This window comes from Pseudarthrobacter sp. CCNWLW207, assembly GCF_037203945.1.
GTDB lineage: Bacteria > Actinomycetota > Actinomycetes > Actinomycetales > Micrococcaceae > Arthrobacter.
The window spans coordinates 189,483-206,873 of sequence record NZ_JBBCBS010000004.1 but is presented as its reverse complement, the minus strand read 5'-3'; the positions used below and the strand labels follow the sequence as shown (position 1 = coordinate 206,873).

Annotated in this window: 16 protein-coding genes; 2 read left to right on the top strand and 14 right to left on the bottom strand. The window is 65.9% G+C overall.

The window, feature by feature from the left end; all coding sequences use genetic code 11:
- Window positions 1-109: 109 nt before the first annotated feature.
- From V9L17_RS08815 to V9L17_RS08760, 12 genes are all read right to left on the bottom strand, one after another.
- Window positions 110-628, bottom strand: a complete 519-nt coding sequence (locus V9L17_RS08815) for a tetratricopeptide repeat protein (RefSeq protein WP_337348594.1) — start codon at window positions 626-628, stop codon at window positions 110-112.
- Window positions 628-1,719 (bottom strand): 3-dehydroquinate synthase, encoded by a 1,092-nt coding sequence (gene aroB, locus V9L17_RS08810; protein ID WP_337348595.1) that lies wholly within the window; start codon window positions 1,717-1,719, stop codon window positions 628-630. The genes V9L17_RS08815 and aroB overlap by 1 nt, the downstream gene beginning before the upstream one ends.
- A complete protein-coding gene (locus V9L17_RS08805) occupies window positions 1,716-2,225 on the bottom strand; it encodes a shikimate kinase (RefSeq protein WP_337348626.1) in 510 nt (169 codons plus the stop codon). Before V9L17_RS08805 ends, aroB begins: the two co-directional genes overlap by 4 nt.
- A 59-nt stretch (window positions 2,226-2,284) precedes the next feature.
- Complete coding sequence (gene aroC, locus V9L17_RS08800; RefSeq protein WP_337348596.1) at window positions 2,285-3,484, bottom strand: chorismate synthase; 1,200 nt, start codon at window positions 3,482-3,484, stop codon at window positions 2,285-2,287.
- 26 nt (window positions 3,485-3,510) lie between these two features.
- The gene (locus V9L17_RS08795) at window positions 3,511-4,371 is read right to left on the bottom strand and encodes a shikimate dehydrogenase (protein ID WP_337348597.1); all 861 of its coding nucleotides are present in this window, start codon (window positions 4,369-4,371) and stop codon (window positions 3,511-3,513) included.
- On the bottom strand, window positions 4,368-6,128 hold the full coding sequence (gene mltG, locus V9L17_RS08790; RefSeq protein WP_337348598.1) for an endolytic transglycosylase MltG: 1,761 nt from the start codon (window positions 6,126-6,128) through the stop codon (window positions 4,368-4,370). The genes V9L17_RS08795 and mltG overlap by 4 nt, the downstream gene beginning before the upstream one ends.
- Window positions 6,125-6,724: a Holliday junction resolvase RuvX gene (gene ruvX / locus V9L17_RS08785; protein ID WP_337348599.1), complete on the bottom strand. Its 600-nt coding sequence runs from the start codon at window positions 6,722-6,724 to the stop codon at window positions 6,125-6,127. The genes mltG and ruvX overlap by 4 nt, the downstream gene beginning before the upstream one ends.
- 7 nt (window positions 6,725-6,731) lie before the next feature.
- Window positions 6,732-9,410 carry an alanine--tRNA ligase gene (gene alaS / locus V9L17_RS08780; protein WP_337348600.1) on the bottom strand — a complete coding sequence of 893 codons (2,679 nt, stop codon included), beginning with the start codon at window positions 9,408-9,410 and terminating at the stop codon, window positions 6,732-6,734.
- Between the two features lie 113 nt (window positions 9,411-9,523).
- A complete protein-coding gene (locus tag V9L17_RS08775) occupies window positions 9,524-9,754 on the bottom strand; it encodes a DUF6167 family protein (protein ID WP_337351171.1) in 231 nt (76 codons plus the stop codon).
- A 16-nt stretch (window positions 9,755-9,770) separates the two neighbouring features.
- A complete protein-coding gene (locus tag V9L17_RS08770) occupies window positions 9,771-10,145 on the bottom strand; it encodes a DUF948 domain-containing protein (RefSeq protein ID WP_066291665.1) in 375 nt (124 codons plus the stop codon).
- 145 nt (window positions 10,146-10,290) lie between these two features.
- On the bottom strand, window positions 10,291-10,917 hold the full coding sequence (gene rpsD, locus V9L17_RS08765) for a 30S ribosomal protein S4 (RefSeq protein ID WP_066291666.1): 627 nt from the start codon (window positions 10,915-10,917) through the stop codon (window positions 10,291-10,293).
- A 228-nt stretch (window positions 10,918-11,145) separates the two neighbouring features.
- Complete coding sequence (locus V9L17_RS08760; protein WP_337351170.1) at window positions 11,146-12,558, bottom strand: replication-associated recombination protein A; 1,413 nt, start codon at window positions 12,556-12,558, stop codon at window positions 11,146-11,148.
- Window positions 12,559-12,637: 79 nt separating this feature from the next.
- Between V9L17_RS08760 and V9L17_RS08755 the strand changes: the two genes are divergently transcribed.
- The gene (locus V9L17_RS08755; RefSeq protein ID WP_337351169.1) at window positions 12,638-13,309 is read left to right on the top strand and encodes an acVLRF1 family peptidyl-tRNA hydrolase; all 672 of its coding nucleotides are present in this window, start codon (window positions 12,638-12,640) and stop codon (window positions 13,307-13,309) included.
- A gap of 19 nt (window positions 13,310-13,328) precedes the next feature.
- On the opposite strand, the gene V9L17_RS08750 is transcribed toward V9L17_RS08755, so the two are convergent.
- Together V9L17_RS08750 and aspS are read right to left on the bottom strand one after the other, a co-directional pair.
- Window positions 13,329-14,129 carry a GNAT family N-acetyltransferase gene (locus tag V9L17_RS08750; RefSeq protein ID WP_337351168.1) on the bottom strand — a complete coding sequence of 267 codons (801 nt, stop codon included), beginning with the start codon at window positions 14,127-14,129 and terminating at the stop codon, window positions 13,329-13,331.
- A gap of 72 nt (window positions 14,130-14,201) precedes the next feature.
- On the bottom strand, window positions 14,202-15,986 hold the full coding sequence (gene aspS / locus V9L17_RS08745; protein ID WP_337351167.1) for an aspartate--tRNA ligase: 1,785 nt from the start codon (window positions 15,984-15,986) through the stop codon (window positions 14,202-14,204).
- 107 nt (window positions 15,987-16,093) lie between these two features.
- Here aspS and V9L17_RS08740 point away from each other — a divergent pair, with 107 nt between their 5' ends.
- On the top strand, window positions 16,094-17,338 hold the full coding sequence (locus tag V9L17_RS08740) for an APC family permease (RefSeq protein ID WP_337351166.1): 1,245 nt from the start codon (window positions 16,094-16,096) through the stop codon (window positions 17,336-17,338).
- Window positions 17,339-17,391: the final 53 nt, after the last annotated feature.

Genomic DNA, 17,391 nt, shown 5'->3' with positions numbered 1-17,391 from the left:
CATGCCAATCGGCCCGCCAGCGCGTGTTTGTCAAAAATCCAAGAACCATTCTACCGGTAAATCCGGCGCGGCTTCGGTCAGGGACGTCCGGGCCGCTGGCGGGCTACTCTCAGCAGGCCAGTTCGAGTACGTCGCGGGCCCGCTGGAGTGCCACGGTGGAAGAGTAGATCAGGGCGGCGTCGGCCGACTGGGCAACCCGCAGGTCCAGTGCCCGGGCGAATGACTCAACAGCGGCGGAGGTCTGGCCGGCCGTGTACTGCGTTTTGCCGAGGAACTGCAGGACCAAAGCCTCACGGGGCGTTCCCTGGACCTCGGCGAGCAGCTGCCGGAACAGCTCCACGGCCCGGTCCAGGCGGTTGGAAACCCGCAGGACCTCGGCTTCGAAAGCCCTCAACCTGAACGATTCGGGATCCCTGAAGCGGGCTTCAGCCAACAGTTCGGCCGCTTCCGGGCCATGGCCTTCCACCAGCAGCACAAAAATGTGGTCGGCGGGGTCGGTGGACACTGCCAAGGCATCCCGGCAGACGTCCTCGTTCACGATCTCCGGCAGCAGGGATTCCGGGTTGATGCGAATCCCGGGGAAGCCGGCCTCCGGCCAGTCGCTGGTGCCTTCAAGGTCGCCCTGCATCAGGAAGCAATTTCCTGGTAGGCGGCGAACAGCAGAGAGGTGTCCGGGACATCGAGGATGCCAGGCTTGGCCACGCCGTCAAGGACAACGAAGCGCAGGAGGTCTCCGCGGGACTTCTTGTCCCTGCGCATGCCATCCAGGAGGCCCTGCCACCGGTCCCGGCGGTAGGTGACGGGCAGGCCGAGTGTCTCGAGGATGCTGCGGTGGCGGTCGGCGTCGGCGTCGCTGAGGCGACCTACGCTGCGGGCCAGCTCAGCGGCGAACATCATGCCGACCGACACTGCCGCGCCGTGGCGCCACGAGTAACGCTCCACGAGTTCGATGGCGTGGCCCAGGGTGTGGCCGTAGTTGAGGATTTCGCGCAGCCCGGATTCCTTAAGGTCCTCCGAAACAACCTTTGCCTTGACAGCGATGGCCCGCTCAATAAGTTCCCGCAGTACGGCGGACTGCGGATCCACCACCGCTTCAGGATCTTTCTCCACGAGGTCCAGGATGGCCGGATCGGCGATGAAACCGCATTTGACCACCTCCGCCATGCCGGAAACCAGCTCGTTTCGCGGCAGCGTGTTCAGGGTGTCCAGATCCACCAGCACCCCTGCGGGCGGATGGAAGGCGCCCACCAGGTTTTTGCCCTCTGCCGTGTTGATGCCGGTTTTACCCCCTACGGAGGCGTCCACCATTCCCAGCAGGCTGGTGGGCATGTGGATGACTTTGACGCCCCTGAGCCACGTGGCGGCCACAAAGCCGGCGAGGTCAGTCACGGCGCCTCCGCCCACGGCGACGATGGCATCAGAGCGGGTGAAGTCGTTCTGGCCCAGTACCTGCCAGCAGAAAGCCGCCACCTGGATGTGCTTGCCTTCCTCGGCATCCGGGATCTCTGCGGTCAGCGAGGTGAACCCGGCGGCGGCGAGTTCGTCCCGCACGGTGTCACCCGTGAGCCGCAGCGCCCGGGGGTGGATGACCAACACACGCCGGACCCGCTCACCCAGGAGTTCCGGAAGGCTGCCGAGCAGGCCCCGGCCGACCACGACGTCGTAGTTCTGGGCAGCCGATTCTCCGGTGACCTTGATAACTGTTGATTCGACGCTCACTTTTCAACTTCCTGTTTGGCAGCTGCGAATTCCCGCAGCGCAACTTCGAGCCGGCGCCCGATTTCGGCGATGGAGCCCTCACGGACGTCCAGAACCACGTCTGCCAGCCGTTCGTAGACCGGCTTCCTGGCGGCGAACATCGAGATCCACTTTCCCATGGCATCGCCGGCGAGCAAGGGACGGCCGGAATTGCGGGCAATGCGGCTGGCCACGGTCTCCGCGTCACATTCCAGGTAGACCACGGTGCAGCTTTCCAGCAGCTGCTGGGTTCCGGAATCCAGGACGGCCCCGCCCCCCAGCGAGATCACTGTTGCGGTGCCGGAGGCCTGTTCCACGACGCTGGCCACGGTCCGGGCTTCGATTTCCCGGAAGGCACGCTCGCCCCGTCCGGCAAAGATGTCAGCGATGGACCCATGGTTGCCCACGATCACGACGTCGGTATCCACAAACGGCGCCCCCAGCTGTTGCGCCAGTTGGTAGCCGATGGCGGACTTTCCGACAGCCATGGGGCCGATCAGGACAATGGGCCTGGCGTCCGCCGCATGTGGTTTGCTGCGGTGGGGCACTAGTGGCCGATCGAGTCCAGGGACGCCGGAATGTTGTCCAGGTAACCCTTGATGTTGCGCTTCGTTTCGGCCACGGAATCGCCGCCAAACTTTTCGGTGACGGCCTCGGCAAGGACCAGTGCCACCATGGCTTCGGCCACAACGCCAGCGGCGGGCACGGCACAGACGTCCGAGCGCTGGTGGTGTGCCTTGGCAGCCTCGCCGGTGCTGACGTCGATGGTCTTCAGGGCACGGGGAACCGTGGCAATGGGCTTCATCGCCGCACGGACGCGCAGCACGTCGCCGATGCTCATGCCGCCTTCGATGCCGCCAGCACGGTTGGATGTGCGGATGATCTTGCCGTCTGCGTCCTTGACGATCTCGTCATGGGCAGCGGAGCCTCGGCGTGCTGCCGTGAGGAAACCGTCGCCGACTTCCACGCCTTTGATGGCCTGGATACCCATGAGGGCAGCGGCCAGCCGGGAGTCGAGCCGACGGTCCCAGTGGACGTAGCTGCCGAGCCCCGGCGGCAGGCCGTAGGCGAGTACCTCAACCACGCCGCCGAGGGTTTCGCCTTCCTTGTGCGCCGCATCGACTTCGGCAACCATGGCGTCTGAGGTCTCGCGGTCGAAGCAGCGCAGCGGGTCAGCGTCCAGGGCGATGACGTTGGCGGGTACGGGCAGCGGCCGGCCTTCGGGCACGGTCACACTGGCGATGGAAACGGTGTGGCTAACGAGCTCGATGCCGAGGTGCTTGAGGAACTGGGCAGCGACCGTGCCCATGGCAACGCGCGTGGCCGTTTCACGGGCGCTGGCACGTTCAAGCACGGGCCGCGCCTCGTCGAATCCGTACTTCTGCATGCCGGTGAAGTCGGCATGTCCGGGACGCGGGCGGGTAAGCGGCGCGTTGCGTGCCTGGTCGGCGAGTACATCCGGGTCTACGGGATCAGCGGACATGATCTGCTCCCATTTGGGCCATTCCGTGTTCCCCACCTGGATGGCGACCGGTCCGCCCTGGGTCAAGCCGTGCCGGACGCCGCCGAGGATGGTTACAACGTCCTGTTCAAACTTCATGCGTGCGCCACGGCCATAGCCGAGGCGGCGGCGAGCCAATGAATCAGCGATCTGCCCGCTGGTGAGTTCCACACCGGCGGGGACGCCTTCAATAATTCCCATCAGAGCCGGACCATGGGATTCACCGGCTGTCAACCAACGCAACATAATTTCCATCCTGCCATGTATGGCGCTCAGAACGCCCGTCGGGGGAGTCCGACTGCGTCACACATCACATCTATGACAGCTGCGTTAACTTCGTCCCCGAGCCGGGAAAAAAGCCGCACCTGTTCCACTGCCTGGTAGAGCAGCATCTCGAGCCCGGGGACTACCGAACCGCCGCCGGCCTGCCACGCCGAGGCAATCAGGCTTGGCCACGGATCGTAGGCCACGTCCAGCAGGACGCCGGTGGTCCGTGCACCGCTGGCGGCCAGTTCGCCGGCAAGTCCATCCGCCGCGCGGGGCGGCAATGTTGAAATAACGACGTCGGCAGCAGCCGCAGGTCCCGCGGCATCCGATAGGAGCCGCACGGCGAGGTCCATGCCGACGCCGGCTGCCGCAGCACGTGCCTCCTGCACCCTGGAGGCGTCACGGACGAACAGCTGCACCGAGCCGGAGCCCAGTTGCTTCAGGGCTGCCACGGCGGCGGCCGCGGTGCCGCCTCCGCCGAGGATCACCGCGGAGGGTGCCGGCTGGGCACCCGCATTTCGGACGGCGTTAACAATTCCGGCGACATCCGTGTTGTAGGCGACACGGCGGACGCTGCCACCTGCCTCTTCGAACGCAACGGTGTTGACCACCCCCAGGATTTTCCCGATGCCGCGGACTTCGTCAACTTCCTGCAGCATTGCCGTCTTCAACGGCATGGTCACGGAAAGTCCGCGCCACCCCTCCTGCGACCTGATCTCCTGCATGAAGCCAGGCAGCGTGCGCTCTGTGAGGTCCACGGCCGTGTAGCTGATGTCGATGCCCAGCTTTGCGTATGCCGCGGTGTGCAGGGCCGGTGACTTCGAGTGGCTGATCGGGTGACCCAGGACGGCAGCCCGCAGGCTCATGCGCAGCGGCCTACGTGGGCTTCACACCAGGTGTTGTACTGGTCCACGTACACGTTGTGCTCCGCCAGGGTCTTGGAGAACTTGGTCTCCTTGGTGTCCAGGTTGATGGTCACCCAGTACAGGTAGTCATTGGCCTTGGGCTTCGCAGCCGCATCAATGGCCGTCTTGCCGGGCGAGCCGATGGGTCCCGGCGGCAGACCGGGGTTGGCGTAGGTGTTGTACGGGTTGGACTTGTCCTGGCGTTCTTCATCCGTGAAGTTGAAGCTCTTCGTGCCCAAGCCGTAGGTCACGGCCGAGTCGACCTGGAGGTACCCGTTGGTCTGGTCGTTGGGCTTGAGCCGGTTGTAGATGGCACCTGCGACGTCCCTGTACTCGGCCTGGCCGCCCTCCGCCTGAACGATGCTGGCGACGATCACGGCCTCGTATTGCTTGGCGGGATCTGTAATGCCCTGCGCCACGAGTTCGTCCACCGTGGTCTTTACCAGGGACTGCAGGATGTCCTTGACCGGCGTGCCCAGCGGGAAGCGATACTCACCGGGAGCGAGGAAGCCCTCAAGGTTCTTGGCGTTGGCCGGCAGGCCGAACTCCGCCGGTTTGTTGCTCAGGGCGGTCAGCTGTTCCAAGGGGACGCCGGATCCCTCAGAGATGGCCTGCAGCGATTCGCCGATCCTCAGACCGGCGCTCAAGGCAAAGTAGATGACCTTGCTCTTGTCCTGGCCCAACAGGACATTGACGGCGTCTGCGTTTTTCATCTCCATTTTGAAGGTGTAGTCGCCCGGGGACAGGGTTCCGCCCGAGGCCATGAAGGCCTGAAGGAAGGTGTCCGCGTTGGCCACCACCTTTTCGCTTTCCAGCTTGCTGGCCATGGACCGGGTACCTTCTCCGGGTTCCACGGACACCACAACCTCGCCAGTGCCGGGACCGGGGAAATCGCTGGGCTTGTCGGTTCCGAGCAGCGGCTTGAGGAACTGGGCCCCCACCGCCACCGCGGTCACAAACACAGCCAGCGTCAGGAACAGCGCGAGGAGGCGGCGCCGGCGCCGCACTTTCTTGGAAGGACGGGGCACTACTGCAACTGCCGAAGCGCCGCCGAGCAGGCCGGCGTCGTGATGGTCATCCGGATGGTAATGCCCGTCGTGGTGAGTCTCGTCGTGGTGAGCGTTCTCATAATGCGCGTCCTCATAGTGCGCGTCCTCATAGTGCACAGCCTCATGATGGCCGTCGTCGTAGTGGTCGGTGTGGTCAGCGCCGACGTAGCTGTGGTCTGTGTGGTGCTGGCCATCCACGTGGTGGGCGGCACCAACGTAGTGCTCTTGGGCGACGTGAAGCCCATGATGGGCGTCCGCGGACGGGATCTCTTCATGCAGTTCCCCTGCCGGCGTCGGCTCCCCCTGCTGGATAGCCGGCGGGGTGTCGGGCGCGGCCGGAACGAGGGGTGTGCCCTCGGGTTCGGCTGGAATGATTGGCGCCGCTTTTGTCTCGGGCGCTGCAGCAGGCACGGAACTGGAAGCCGGCGGGACGTCCGGCACGGCCGGGACCGCTGGAGGGGCTGCAGGTTCGGGCGGGACCGGGGCGGCGTTGTGGCCGTTGCCCCCGTCAAGGTAGTCGAACCCGGTTTCGTAGGCCTGCTCCGGAACAACATTGTTGCTTTCCGTGTGCAGGGACTTCTCCAGCGCGCGGAGTTCCTTGCGGGTCAGCTGCCTGGCCGCACCGTCGCTGGTGGTGCCGGGGGTGTCATCAATGTTGGCCGGGCTCACAGTAGCCTTCCGTTTTCTGAAGATCGAGTCTTGTCCTCCGGGACCGCAGGCGCAGGCGTACTCGCTGCCCCGTCCCCGGATAGCCCCGGACGGGCTGCCGCATTCACGCGGCTGCCGACGTCCGTCCCCCTGGCTTTTTGCATGTCGATGGCGTGCTGGAGAATTCCGGCCGCCGCAACCTGATCCACCACTTTACGGTGGTTGCGGCTGCTCATGCCAGCTTCGTGCAGGTTGCGGTGGGCCGTCACGCTGCTCAGGCGTTCGTCCACGAGGCACACGGGGACGTCCAGACCCCGGCTTTCCAGCTCACCGGCCAGCAGCTCCGCGTAGTCCGTCGCCATCCGCGCGGAGGCGTGCTCCTCCCCCTTCATGGTGCGGGGAAGCCCCACAATGACCTGGACAGCCCCGAGTTCCTCAACGAGCGCCGCAATGACGCGGACATCCGAGTTCTTCTTCGGGTTACGGTCCAACGTCTTGTAGGGCGTTGCCAGGATGCCGTCGCGGTCACAGAGAGCCACGCCGACGCGGACGGTGCCCACGTCCACCCCCAGTTTGATGCCCTGGGGGTAGGCGCGGGATTCTGCAGGACTGGTCATGGAGTGCTTATCGCCGGGAAATCGCGTCCACAACGGCCGCAAGTGCCGGTGCAACCTGGCTTGCGTCCGTGCCGCCGCCCTGGGCCACATCGTCTTTGCCGCCGCCGCCACCACCCAGGATCCCGGCAGCAAGACGCACCAGGGCGCCCGCCTTGACCCCTGCCTCGCGGGCTGCTTCATTGGTGGCCACCAGGATCATGGGCCGGCCGTTGGTGACACCGGCAACAGCCACCGTGGACGCGGCGGAGCCGAGGCGGTTCCGCAGGTCCAGGGCCAGGCCGCGGAGGTCGTCCGCGCCGCTGACCTCGCCGGCGTCGTGGGCGATGACGCTGACGCCGGCGGCATCCTTCGCGGTTCCGGCAATCTGGCCGGCGGCGGCCGCGAGCTGTTCCTTGCGGAGCCGTTCCAGTTCCTTTTCGGCATTCTTGAGCTTCGCCAGGGTCACCGCGATCCGGTCTGCCAGCTGGCCGGACGGGACTTTCAGCATCTCGGTCAATTCCGTCACCAGCGCGCGCTCGGCGGCCAAGTGACGGAAGGCGTCCATGCCCACAAAAGCTTCGACGCGGCGGTTTCCTGAACCGACTGACTGCTCGCCCAGCAACGACAGGCTGCCGATCAGGGACGTGTTGGAGACGTGCGTGCCGCCGCAGAGTTCACGGGACCACGCGCCGTCGATCTCCACCACGCGGACTTCGCTGCCGTAATTCTCGCCAAACAGTGCCATGGCGCCCAGCGCCTTGGCCTCTGCGAGCCCCATGACCTTGGTCTCTACCCGGAAGTTGTTGCGGATGGCCAGGTTTGAGACTTCCTCGATTTCCGAGCGCGTGGCGGTGCTGAGGCCCTCGCCCCAGGCGAAGTCAAAGCGCAGGTAGCCGGCCTTGTTGTAGGAACCGCGCTGGGTGGCTTCCGGGCCCAGGATCTGGTGCAGTGCAGCGTGGACAATGTGGGTGCCGGTGTGGGCCTGTTCCGCGGCGTGGCGCCGTTCCCGGTCGACGGCGGCGCGCACCAGGGCGTCGGAGGGGATCTCGCCTTCGCGGACGATCGCCTTATGGACGCTGAGTCCCTTCAGCGGACGCTGGACATCCAAGACCTCGACGACGAACCCGTCACCGGTGATCAGGCCCGTATCGGCGGCCTGGCCGCCAGCCTCGGCGTAGAACGGGGTCTCGGCGAGGACAAGCTCGATCTCATCCCCGGTAGAGGCCTGTGCCACTGCCCGGCCGCCGCTGAGGATGCCGCGTACGCGGGACTCGCCGTCGAGGTCGGTGTAGCCGGTGAAGACGGTCTCACCCTGGGCCAGGAGTTCCTGGAAGGCGCTGAGGTCGGCGTGACCGCCTTTCTTGCCCTTGGCGTCGGCCTGGGCGCGCTGACGCTGTTCCAGCATCAGCCTGCGGAATTCAGGCTCATCAACCCGGAGTCCAGCCTCTTCAGCCATTTCCAAGGTGAGGTCGATGGGGAAGCCATAGGTGTCGTGGAGCGCGAAGGCATCGGCACCGGACAGCGGCTTGCCGGCGGCCTTCGAGACGGTCACGGCGTCCTCGAGCCGGGCGGTGCCCGATGCGATGGTGCGGAGGAAGGCTTTCTCCTCGGCGTAGGCGATCCTGCTGATCCGGGCGAAGTCCGTTTCCACCACGGGGTAGACGCCCTTCATGGCGTCGCGTGAGGCGGGCAGGAGGTCCGGCAGGCAGGCCTTTTCGACGCCGAGCAGGCGCATGGACCGGACGGCACGGCGGATGAGGCGGCGCAGCACGTAGCCGCGGCCTTCATTCGATGGCGTCACGCCGTCGGCGATCAGCATCAGGGCTGAGCGGATGTGGTCACCCACAACGCGCATCCGGACGTCATCGGTGTGGTGCGGATCGTCGTCGGACTCGGCGGAAGTGTATTCCCGCCCGGAAAGCTCCGCTGCCTTGTCGATGACCGGACGGACCTGGTCGGTCTCGTACATGTTCTCGACGCCCTGCAGGATCATGGCAAGGCGTTCCATGCCCAGGCCGGTGTCGATGTTCTTCTTGGGCAGTTCACCCACGATGTCGAAGTCGTCCTTCGAACGGACGTTGTCGATCTGGTACTGCATAAATACCAGGTTCCAGATTTCGACGTAGCGGTTCTCGTCGGCGATCGGTCCGCCATCGACGCCGTAGGCGGGGCCACGGTCGTAGTAGATCTCGGAGCAGGGGCCTGCGGGGCCGGGCTGCCCGGTGTGCCAGTAGTTGTCAGCCTTGCCCATGCGCTGGATGCGGTCAGCGGGGACGCCGGTGTTCTTGAGCCACAGGTCCTTGGCTTCGTCGTCCTCTTCGTAGACGGTCACCCACAGCAGTTCGGGCGGGAGGCCGTAGCCGCCGTCGGCCACGCTGGTGGTGAGCAGCTCCCAGGCGAACTTGATGGCGTCTTCCTTGAAGTAGTCGCCGAAGGAGAAGTTGCCGCACATCTGGAAGAAGGTGCCATGGCGTGCGGTTTTTCCCACTTCCTCGATGTCACCGGTGCGGATGCACTTCTGCACGCTCGTGGCACGGGCGTAGGGCGCTTCCTCCCGGGCCGTCAGGTACGGGATGAACGGGACCATGCCGGCCACCGTGAACAGCAGGGAGGGGTCGCTGGAGACCAGGGAGGCCGAAGGCACGGCGGTGTGGCCTTTGCTGACGAAAAAGTCGATCCAGCGCTTGGTGATCTCCTGCGACTTCATGAGCTGTCTACATACCCTTCTTGGTTCACGCGTTCTAAAGCGTGACAGTTTTGATTCAGTGGGCAGCCCGGCATACGGGACTGCTGATTAAATTCTCCGCCGGTTCCGGAGCGTCAGCGCCGGACCAGTTCCTGGGACTCGACGCCGAGCGCGGATCGGAGGTCGGTCTCACGCTCGCGCATTCCGGCCCTCACGGCGTCCGCGAAATCGTAGACGCCGTCGGCCAGCCGGCCCACGGCGCGGTTCAGGCCAACCGGGCCCAGGGTGGCCTGGGCCTCGGTGACTTTGCGGAAGGCGATGACTCCGATAGCTACGCCGATTCCCATCCAGACAAGTCTTTTCATCAGTTTCTCCGGTGGCTTAGCGGCTGCGACGGCCGGCAGCGGGCTTCTTGCGGTTGGCAAAGGCGGAGCGCACACCGTAGCTGAATGCGGCCACCTTGATCAGCGGCGAACCGACGGTTGCCGCCATCAGGGACGACAGCGCGGAGAGGTTGGCGGAGGCGTCGGAAACGTTGGAGGCAATGCCATCCACCTTCTTCAGCTGCTGGTTGGTGGTGGACACCGTGGCCGTCACTTCGTCCATCAGCGGAGTGGCGCCGTCACTGATAGCACGAATGGATGTGCGCACTTCGTCAAAAACCCGCCCCAGCTTCAGGATGGGCACCGCGAGCAGCAGCACCAGGAGTGCGAACACCCCGGCAGCGATCAGGCCGGCAATATCGCCACCAGACATAGACGTTCATCTCCTCAAAAGCTGTGTGGATCTTCTCCATCTGCCCGCGCACTTGCCGTGCGATCCGCAGATGTCCCCCAAGTACCTTACATACAAAGAAGCCCGCGGCGCTTGCCACGGGCTTCTTTGGATACGCTGCTGGGATTTAGCGTGCGTAGAATTCGACGACGAGCTGCTCTTCGCAGGTCACGGGGACCTCGGAGCGCTTCGGGCGGCGGACCAGGCGTGCCTGCAGGGCGTCAAGCTTGACGTCCAGGTAGGCCGGAACCTGGGGCAGGACGTCGCGGTGTGCGCCGGCTGCTGCAACCTGGAGCGGAACCATGGTTTCGCTGCGGCTGTGGACGTGGACCAGCTGGCCTTCGCCAACGCGGAACGACGGACGGTCAACGCGGACGCCGTCAACCATGATGTGGCGGTGCACAACGAGCTGGCGGGCCTGGGCGATGGTGCGGGCGAAGCCTGCACGCAGCACGAGGGCGTCAAGACGCATTTCGAGCAGTTCGATCAGGTTTTCACCGGTCAGGCCCTTGGTGCGGCGGGCTTCTTCGAAGGCGCGGGTCATCTGGGCTTCGCGGATGCCGTACTGGGCGCGCAGGCGCTGCTTTTCGCGCAGACGTACGGCGTAGTCGGAGTCCTGCTTCTTGCGGGCACGGCCATGCTCACCGGGGCCGTAAGGGCGGCGCTCCATGTACTTGGCGGCCTTGGGGGTCAGAGCGATGCCGAGTGCACGCGAAAGGCGTGCGGTACGGCGAGCACGAGTGTTGTTAGCCACTTGTGTCCTTCCAATATCTGCGGTGTGTCAGTGTTACTGGCCTCCACGATGGAGAGCATCGGCCAACCGCTGCCTTTTGCTACTGGGCACAGGGCTACCCCAACAAATCAGCATAAACACTGAAATTAGCGGGGATGTGCGTCCGTGCCTTGCCAGACAACGATCAATCTTACCAGCATTCGCTATCTTTGCCCTACTTTCCCCACCTGTCCCGATCAAACGCGGCAGTCAGCTGCCCCGGATGATCTTGCGCAGCCGCTCGAGCCTGATCGCGATGTCACGTTCAGCGCCGTTGGCCGTGGGCAGGTAGTAATCCCTCCCCACGAGGTCGTCCGGCGGGTACTGCTGGGTTGCTACCGAGTGCGGGGCGTCGTGGGCGTACTTGTACCCCAGTCCGTGGCCCAGTTGTTTCGAGCCCGGATAGTGGGCGTCGCGCAGGTGCGCCGGAATCCCGTTTCCCAGCCCGGCACGCACATCGGCCACCGCCTTGTTCAGGCCCATATAGGCCGCGTTGGACTTCGGAGCCGTTGCCAGGTGCACCACGGCTTCGGCCAGCACGATCCTGCCTTCCGGCATGCCGATCAGCTGCACCGCCTGGGCCGCAGCCACGGCGGTTTGCAAGGCGGTGGGATCCGCCATGCCGACGTCTTCGGCAGCCGATATCACGATCCGCCGGGCCACGAACCGGGGGTCCTCCCCCGCTTCCAGCATCCGCGCCAGGTAGTGCAGGGCTGCGTCCACGTCGGAACCCCGAACGGACTTGATAAAGGCACTGGCGACGTCGTAGTGCTGATCGCCGGCGCGGTCGTAGCGCACCGCTGCCACGTCCAGTGCCCGTTCTGTGTGCTTCAGCTCAACGGTCACGGGACCGTCGCCGGTGTCGTCGGCATCGCCAAACGCCACGCCTGCGGCGGCCTCAAGGGCGGTCAGGGCGCGCCGGGCATCGCCGCCGGAGAGCCGGACCAGGTGGGCCAGTGCCTCATCGCTGAGTTCGACCTTCGCGTTCAGTCCGCGGGCGTCGGTGACAGCGCGCTGGATCAGTCCTTCGATGTCGTCGTCGGTGAGCGGTTTCAGGGTCAGCAGCAAAGACCTGGACAGGAGCGGTGAAACAACTGAGAAGGAGGGATTTTCCGTGGTGGCCGCCACCAGGACCACCCAGCGGTTTTCCACGCCGGGAAGCAGCGCATCCTGTTGCGCCTTGTTGAACCGGTGGATCTCATCCAGGAACAGCACGGTGGTGGTTTTGTACAGGTCGCGGGCGGTCAGGGCCTCATCCATCACGCGCCTGACGTCCCTGACCCCCGCCGTGATGGCGGACAGCTCCACGAACTTCCGCCCGCGCCCCTTGGCGATCACGTGGGCAAGCGTGGTCTTTCCCGTCCCAGGAGGTCCCCAGAGGATGACCGACGCCGGCCCGGCAGGCCCGCCCGCGTCTGCGCCGGCGGCCAACTGGCGCAGGGGCGAGCCCTGTCCCAGCAGGTGCTGCTGGCCCACCACGTCGTCCAGGGTCCGTGGGCGCATCCTGACTGCCAGCGGGCTGCGGGGCCGGCCGCTGTTGTCCGTGCCGGTGCCGGCGGCGGCTGGCGCACCATTGCCGCCGTCGTCGTCGTTGCCTGGCCCTTGGGCGAAGAGATCATCCACATAGATAGGCTACTCATAGTTCAACGCACCGTTCCCCCAGTTCTTCGTCCGCCCAAATTCGCCAGCCCAAAGGGGTCCCATGAGTGCACACGCCGACAGCGCCGGCCGGGCCGGTTCGGTCCGGACGGCCTTTGTGCCCGGCGCCCGCCTCTCAGGTTGGCTGGAGCGCTTCAGCGCCGCCCACGGCGGCTTCCGGCCCAGTGATGACGACGACGGCGTGCGGCTTCTTACGGCGGACGGCACCACGGCGCTGCTGCAGCCGCCCTGGCCCGCGGACGGCCGGCCGGGGCGGGGCGCCGATGCGTTGGAGCGGCTGGCCTCCATCGCCTCCCAGCCGCGTCGACTGGGTCTTCTCCTGGTCCGGCGGGGAGGCTACGGCGTCGCTGTGGCCAGCGAAGGAGTCATTGTGGCGTCCAAAGCGGGCACGAGGTACGTGCAGTCCCGGACGGCGGCGGGCGGCCAGTCGCAGCAGAGGTTTGCACGACGCCGTTCCAACCAGGCGGACGAACTGGTCCAGGCTGTTGCGGGGCAGGCCCGGCAGGTGTTCAGCGGGCAATCGTTCGAATACGTCGTTCCCGGGGGTGACCGCACCCTGGTTGACCTGGTGCTGGAAGAGCCGGTCCTGAAGGACTACGCCAAGCTGCCCCGGCTGGCCTACCTCGACGTGCCCGACCCCCGTGCCGCCGTCCTGAAAAAGGCGGCGGCGGATGCCTGTGCAGTCCGGATCCAGGTCACCGACCCGGCGTCGTAGCACCCACTCCCCTTCGAATTCAGCAGCCGGTCAAGTGCCGTTTGGGCCGTTCCTGCCGGTAGTTGTAGCGGCCGGCCTCCCGGAACCCGGCTTTCGCGTAAAGTTCCTGCGCCCCGCGGTTCGCGGCGGTGACCAGCAGCCAGTAGCCGTTCAGCCCTTGTGACGCTCCGTATCCGGCTAAGGCTTGGAGAACCCGGGTGCCATAGCCGCGGCGCCGCACATCGGACCGGGTGGCCATGCAGTACAGGCCGCCCCAGTCGCCCGGCCCGCCTTCTGGGCACGGAGGAACGGCAAGCCGTCCGACGGCGGCGGGGACCCCGGCGTCGTCCCGCACCAGTGCGTACAGGGCCGGGCAGCCCTCAAGAATGGCACGGGCGGTGGCAAGGGCCTCATCGCCGCCCCTGCCGTCAACACTCCACCAGAGCCGCAGCCATTCCGCGGAAGGCTCCGCCGTTATTTCGACGCCGGCATCGGGCCCTGGCTCATTCCCGCCGGCATCCCGCACCATGATCACGGTTTCAGACTGCCGTGTGAAGCCTTCCGCATCGAGGAAGGCATTCAGTGCCTCGTTGCGCGTGGTATCGACGATTTGGAAGATTACCGGCAGCCGCCGGCCACGGTACCAAGCCCGTGCCTGCCGGAGCAGGGCAGGGTTGTCGTGCGGGCTTCCGTCCGGCGCGCGGCGGGGCCAAATTGAGTTGGCGCGCTGGGTCACGCCAGCTGCGGCGCGCAGAACCCACCCGCCAGCCTCTCCCCGGTCGGGCGCCAGCCAGGCTGCGTCCATGACACGTTCAAGGTCCGGCAGGGCAGTATCGGCCACGGTACTCCTTCGTCAACGGCAGGAGGCTCCCCGGTTGTCCGGAGAGCCTCCTGTTCAGATGCGAGCTTTAGCCTACTTGGCGTCCGGTTCAGCCTTCTTGGCTTCCGGCTTGAAGTCGACGCCGGCTTCCTTGCGCTGCTGCGGCGTGATCGGCGCGGGCGCCTGGGTCAGCGGGTCGTAGCCGTTGCCGGTCTTCGGGAAGGCAATGACGTCGCGGATGGACTCAACACCTGCCAGCAGTGCCACTACGCGGTCCCAGCCGAAGGCGATGCCGCCGTGCGGAGGGGCACCGAACTTGAAGCCCTCAAGCAGGAACCCGAACTTGGTCTGGGCGTCTGCCTTGTCCAGGCCCATCAGCTCGAAGACGCGCTCCTGGACATCGCGCTCGTGGATACGGATGGAGCCGCCGCCAATTTCGTTGCCGTTGCACACGATGTCGTAGGCGTAGGAGAGTGCGGATTCCGGGTCCTGGTCGAACGTTTCCAGGAACTCTGGCTTGGGCGAGGTGAAGGCATGGTGGACAGCCGTCCACTTGCCGGCACCAACGGCCACGTCCCCGGAAGCCACGGCTGCGGCGGCCGGTTCGAACATCGGCGCGTCAACCACCCAGCAGAAGGCCCAGGCGTTGGGGTCGATCAGGCCGGTGCGGTGGCCGATCTCCACGCGGGCAGCACCCAGGAGGGCGCGGGCCGCTGATTTCTCGCCAGCGGCGAAGAAGATGCAGTCGCCGGGCTTGGCGCCCACTGCATCGGCCAAGCCAGCACGCTCGGTGTCGGTCAGGTTCTTGGCGACCGGGCCGGCCAGTTCGCCGTCTTCCTTGAAGAGCACGTAAGCCAGGCCCTTGTGTCCGCGTTGCTTGGCGAATTCCTGCCAGCCGTCCAGGGTGCGGCGCGGCTGCGAGGCACCGCCGGGCATCACCACGGCGCCGACGTACGGAGCCTTGAAGACACCGAAGTTGGTGTCCTTGAAGAATTCGGTGAGCTCCGTCAGCTCCACGCCGAAGCGGAGATCGGGCTTATCCGAGCCGTAGCGCGCCATCGCGTCCGCATAGGTGATGCGCTGGATGGGGGTGGGGATCTCGACGTCGATCAGCTTCCACAGTGCCTTGACGATGTTTTCGCCCAGGGCGATGATGTCGTCCTGGTCCACGAAGCTGGCCTCGATGTCCAGCTGAGTGAATTCCGGCTGGCGGTCCGCACGGAAGTCCTCGTCGCGGTAGCAGCGAGCGATCTGGTAGTACTTCTCGAAGCCGCCCACCTGCAGGAGCTGCTTGAAAAGCTGCGGGGACTGCGGCAGGGCGTACCAGGAACCCGGTGCCAGTCGTGCGGGAACCACAAAGTCACGGGCGCCTTCCGGCGTCGAGCGTGTCAGCGTGGGTGTTTCGATCTCGACGTAACCGTCCTGGTGGAGCAGTTCCCGGGCTACCCGGTTCGCTTCGGACCGCAGCCGCAGGTTGCGTGCGGGGCCGGGGCGGCGAAGGTCAAGGTAGCGGTGCTTCAGGCGGGCTTCCTCACCCACCTCAACGTGCTCATCAATCTGGAACGGCAACGGATCTGACGTGTTAAGGATGACTACCTTGTCCGCCATGACCTCGATCTCGCCGGTAGCCAGCGCCGGGTTCTCATTGCCCTCGGGCCGCTTGGAGACGGTGCCGGTGATCTGAAGGACGTACTCGTTGCGCAGACCGTGGAAGACCTCTTCCTCACGGACCACAACCTGCGCCACACCGGAGGCATCGCGCAGGTCCACGAATGCGACACCACCGTGGTCACGACGGCGGCCCACCCAGCCAGCCAGGGTTACGGTTTGTCCAATGTGCTCGGAGCGAAGGGATCCGAGGTCATGTGTGCGCAGCACAGCACGCCTTTCTGAAAGAGACAGCAGGAACTTTAAGGAAGTTGCATAGGATCGTTCCGGGAACAATCCCGTTCGAGTTTACCCGTTGGAAAGGCTTCGCCTCCCCCATGACCAGGCACCAGCAACTTCAGCGGAGGCTTGGCGTGTTCGACGCCACCTCTATCGGCCTCGGCTCCATGCTGGGCGCGGGCGTCTTTGTGGCCTTCGCCCCTGCCGCCGGACTCGCCGGACGCTTCCTGCTGATCTCTGTCCTCCTTGCGGGTGCCGTGGCGTACTGCAACGCGGTCGCCTCGGCAGAACTCGCAGCCAGGTACCCGGCAAGTGGCGGAACCTACGTCTACGGCCGAAAGCGGCTGGGCGCGTGGCCGGGCTTTGTGGCGGGCTGGGGTTTCGTCACCGGAAAGACCGCGTCGTGCGCGGCCATGGCACTGACATTCGGGAACTATGTTGCGCCACAGTACGCCGTTCCGGTCGCGGTTGCCGCGGTAGTGGCGCTGACAGGCGTCAACCTGCTGGGCATTACCCGCACTGCCCTCCTGACCAGGATCCTCTTGGCCGTTGTCCTGGCCACGCTGGTATTTGTCGCCGCTGCCAGCATCGTTGGCCCCCACCCGGGCGTTCAGGCGGCCGACGGCGGTGCTGCCGCCGGCGTCGGGGGCATTCTGCCCGCAGCAGGCCTGATGTTTTTCGCCTTCGCGGGGTACGCGCGCATCGCCACCTTGGGTGAAGAGGTCAAGGATCCCGCGAGGACGATTCCCCGCGCCATCCTGGCCGCCCTCGCTGCCGCCTTCGGCATCTACTTTGTCCTGGCGCTGCTGCTGCTCAACCACTTGTCCCCCGCCGGCCTTGCCGCAACGGCCACGCCGCTGCTGGAGGCGGTACGGAATTCGGCTCTGGGCGCCGGCGCACCGGTCGTGCAGGCCGGCGCGGCCGCCGCCTGCCTCGGCGCACTCCTGGCGCTGATCACCGGAGTGGGCCGGACCGCGTTGGCGATGGCCAGGGAACGTGACCTGCCCGGCGCCCTGGCGCACGTCGGCGGGAAACATACGGTGCCGTTCGTGGCCGAACTGGCAGTGGCCGCCGTCGTCATTGTCCTGCTGCTCACCACGGACGTCATGACGGTAGTGGGATTCTCCAGCTTTGGCGTCCTGATCTATTACGCGGTCACCAATGCGGCCGCCTACACGCTGCCCGAACACCCTGCACACGGCCCCCGGTGGCTTAATGTCACTGGGTTCCTCGGCTGCCTGCTCCTGGCGTTCACACTTCCGGCCGCCTCGGTGCTGGGCATGGTTGGCGTCCTGGCCGCCGGAGCAGCAGGGCGGTTCCTGGTGCTCCGGCTGCGACGTTAGCGCCGAAGCGGCATGTAAGTTCCGCCGTCGTGGGGCACTTCTCACCCCGGACA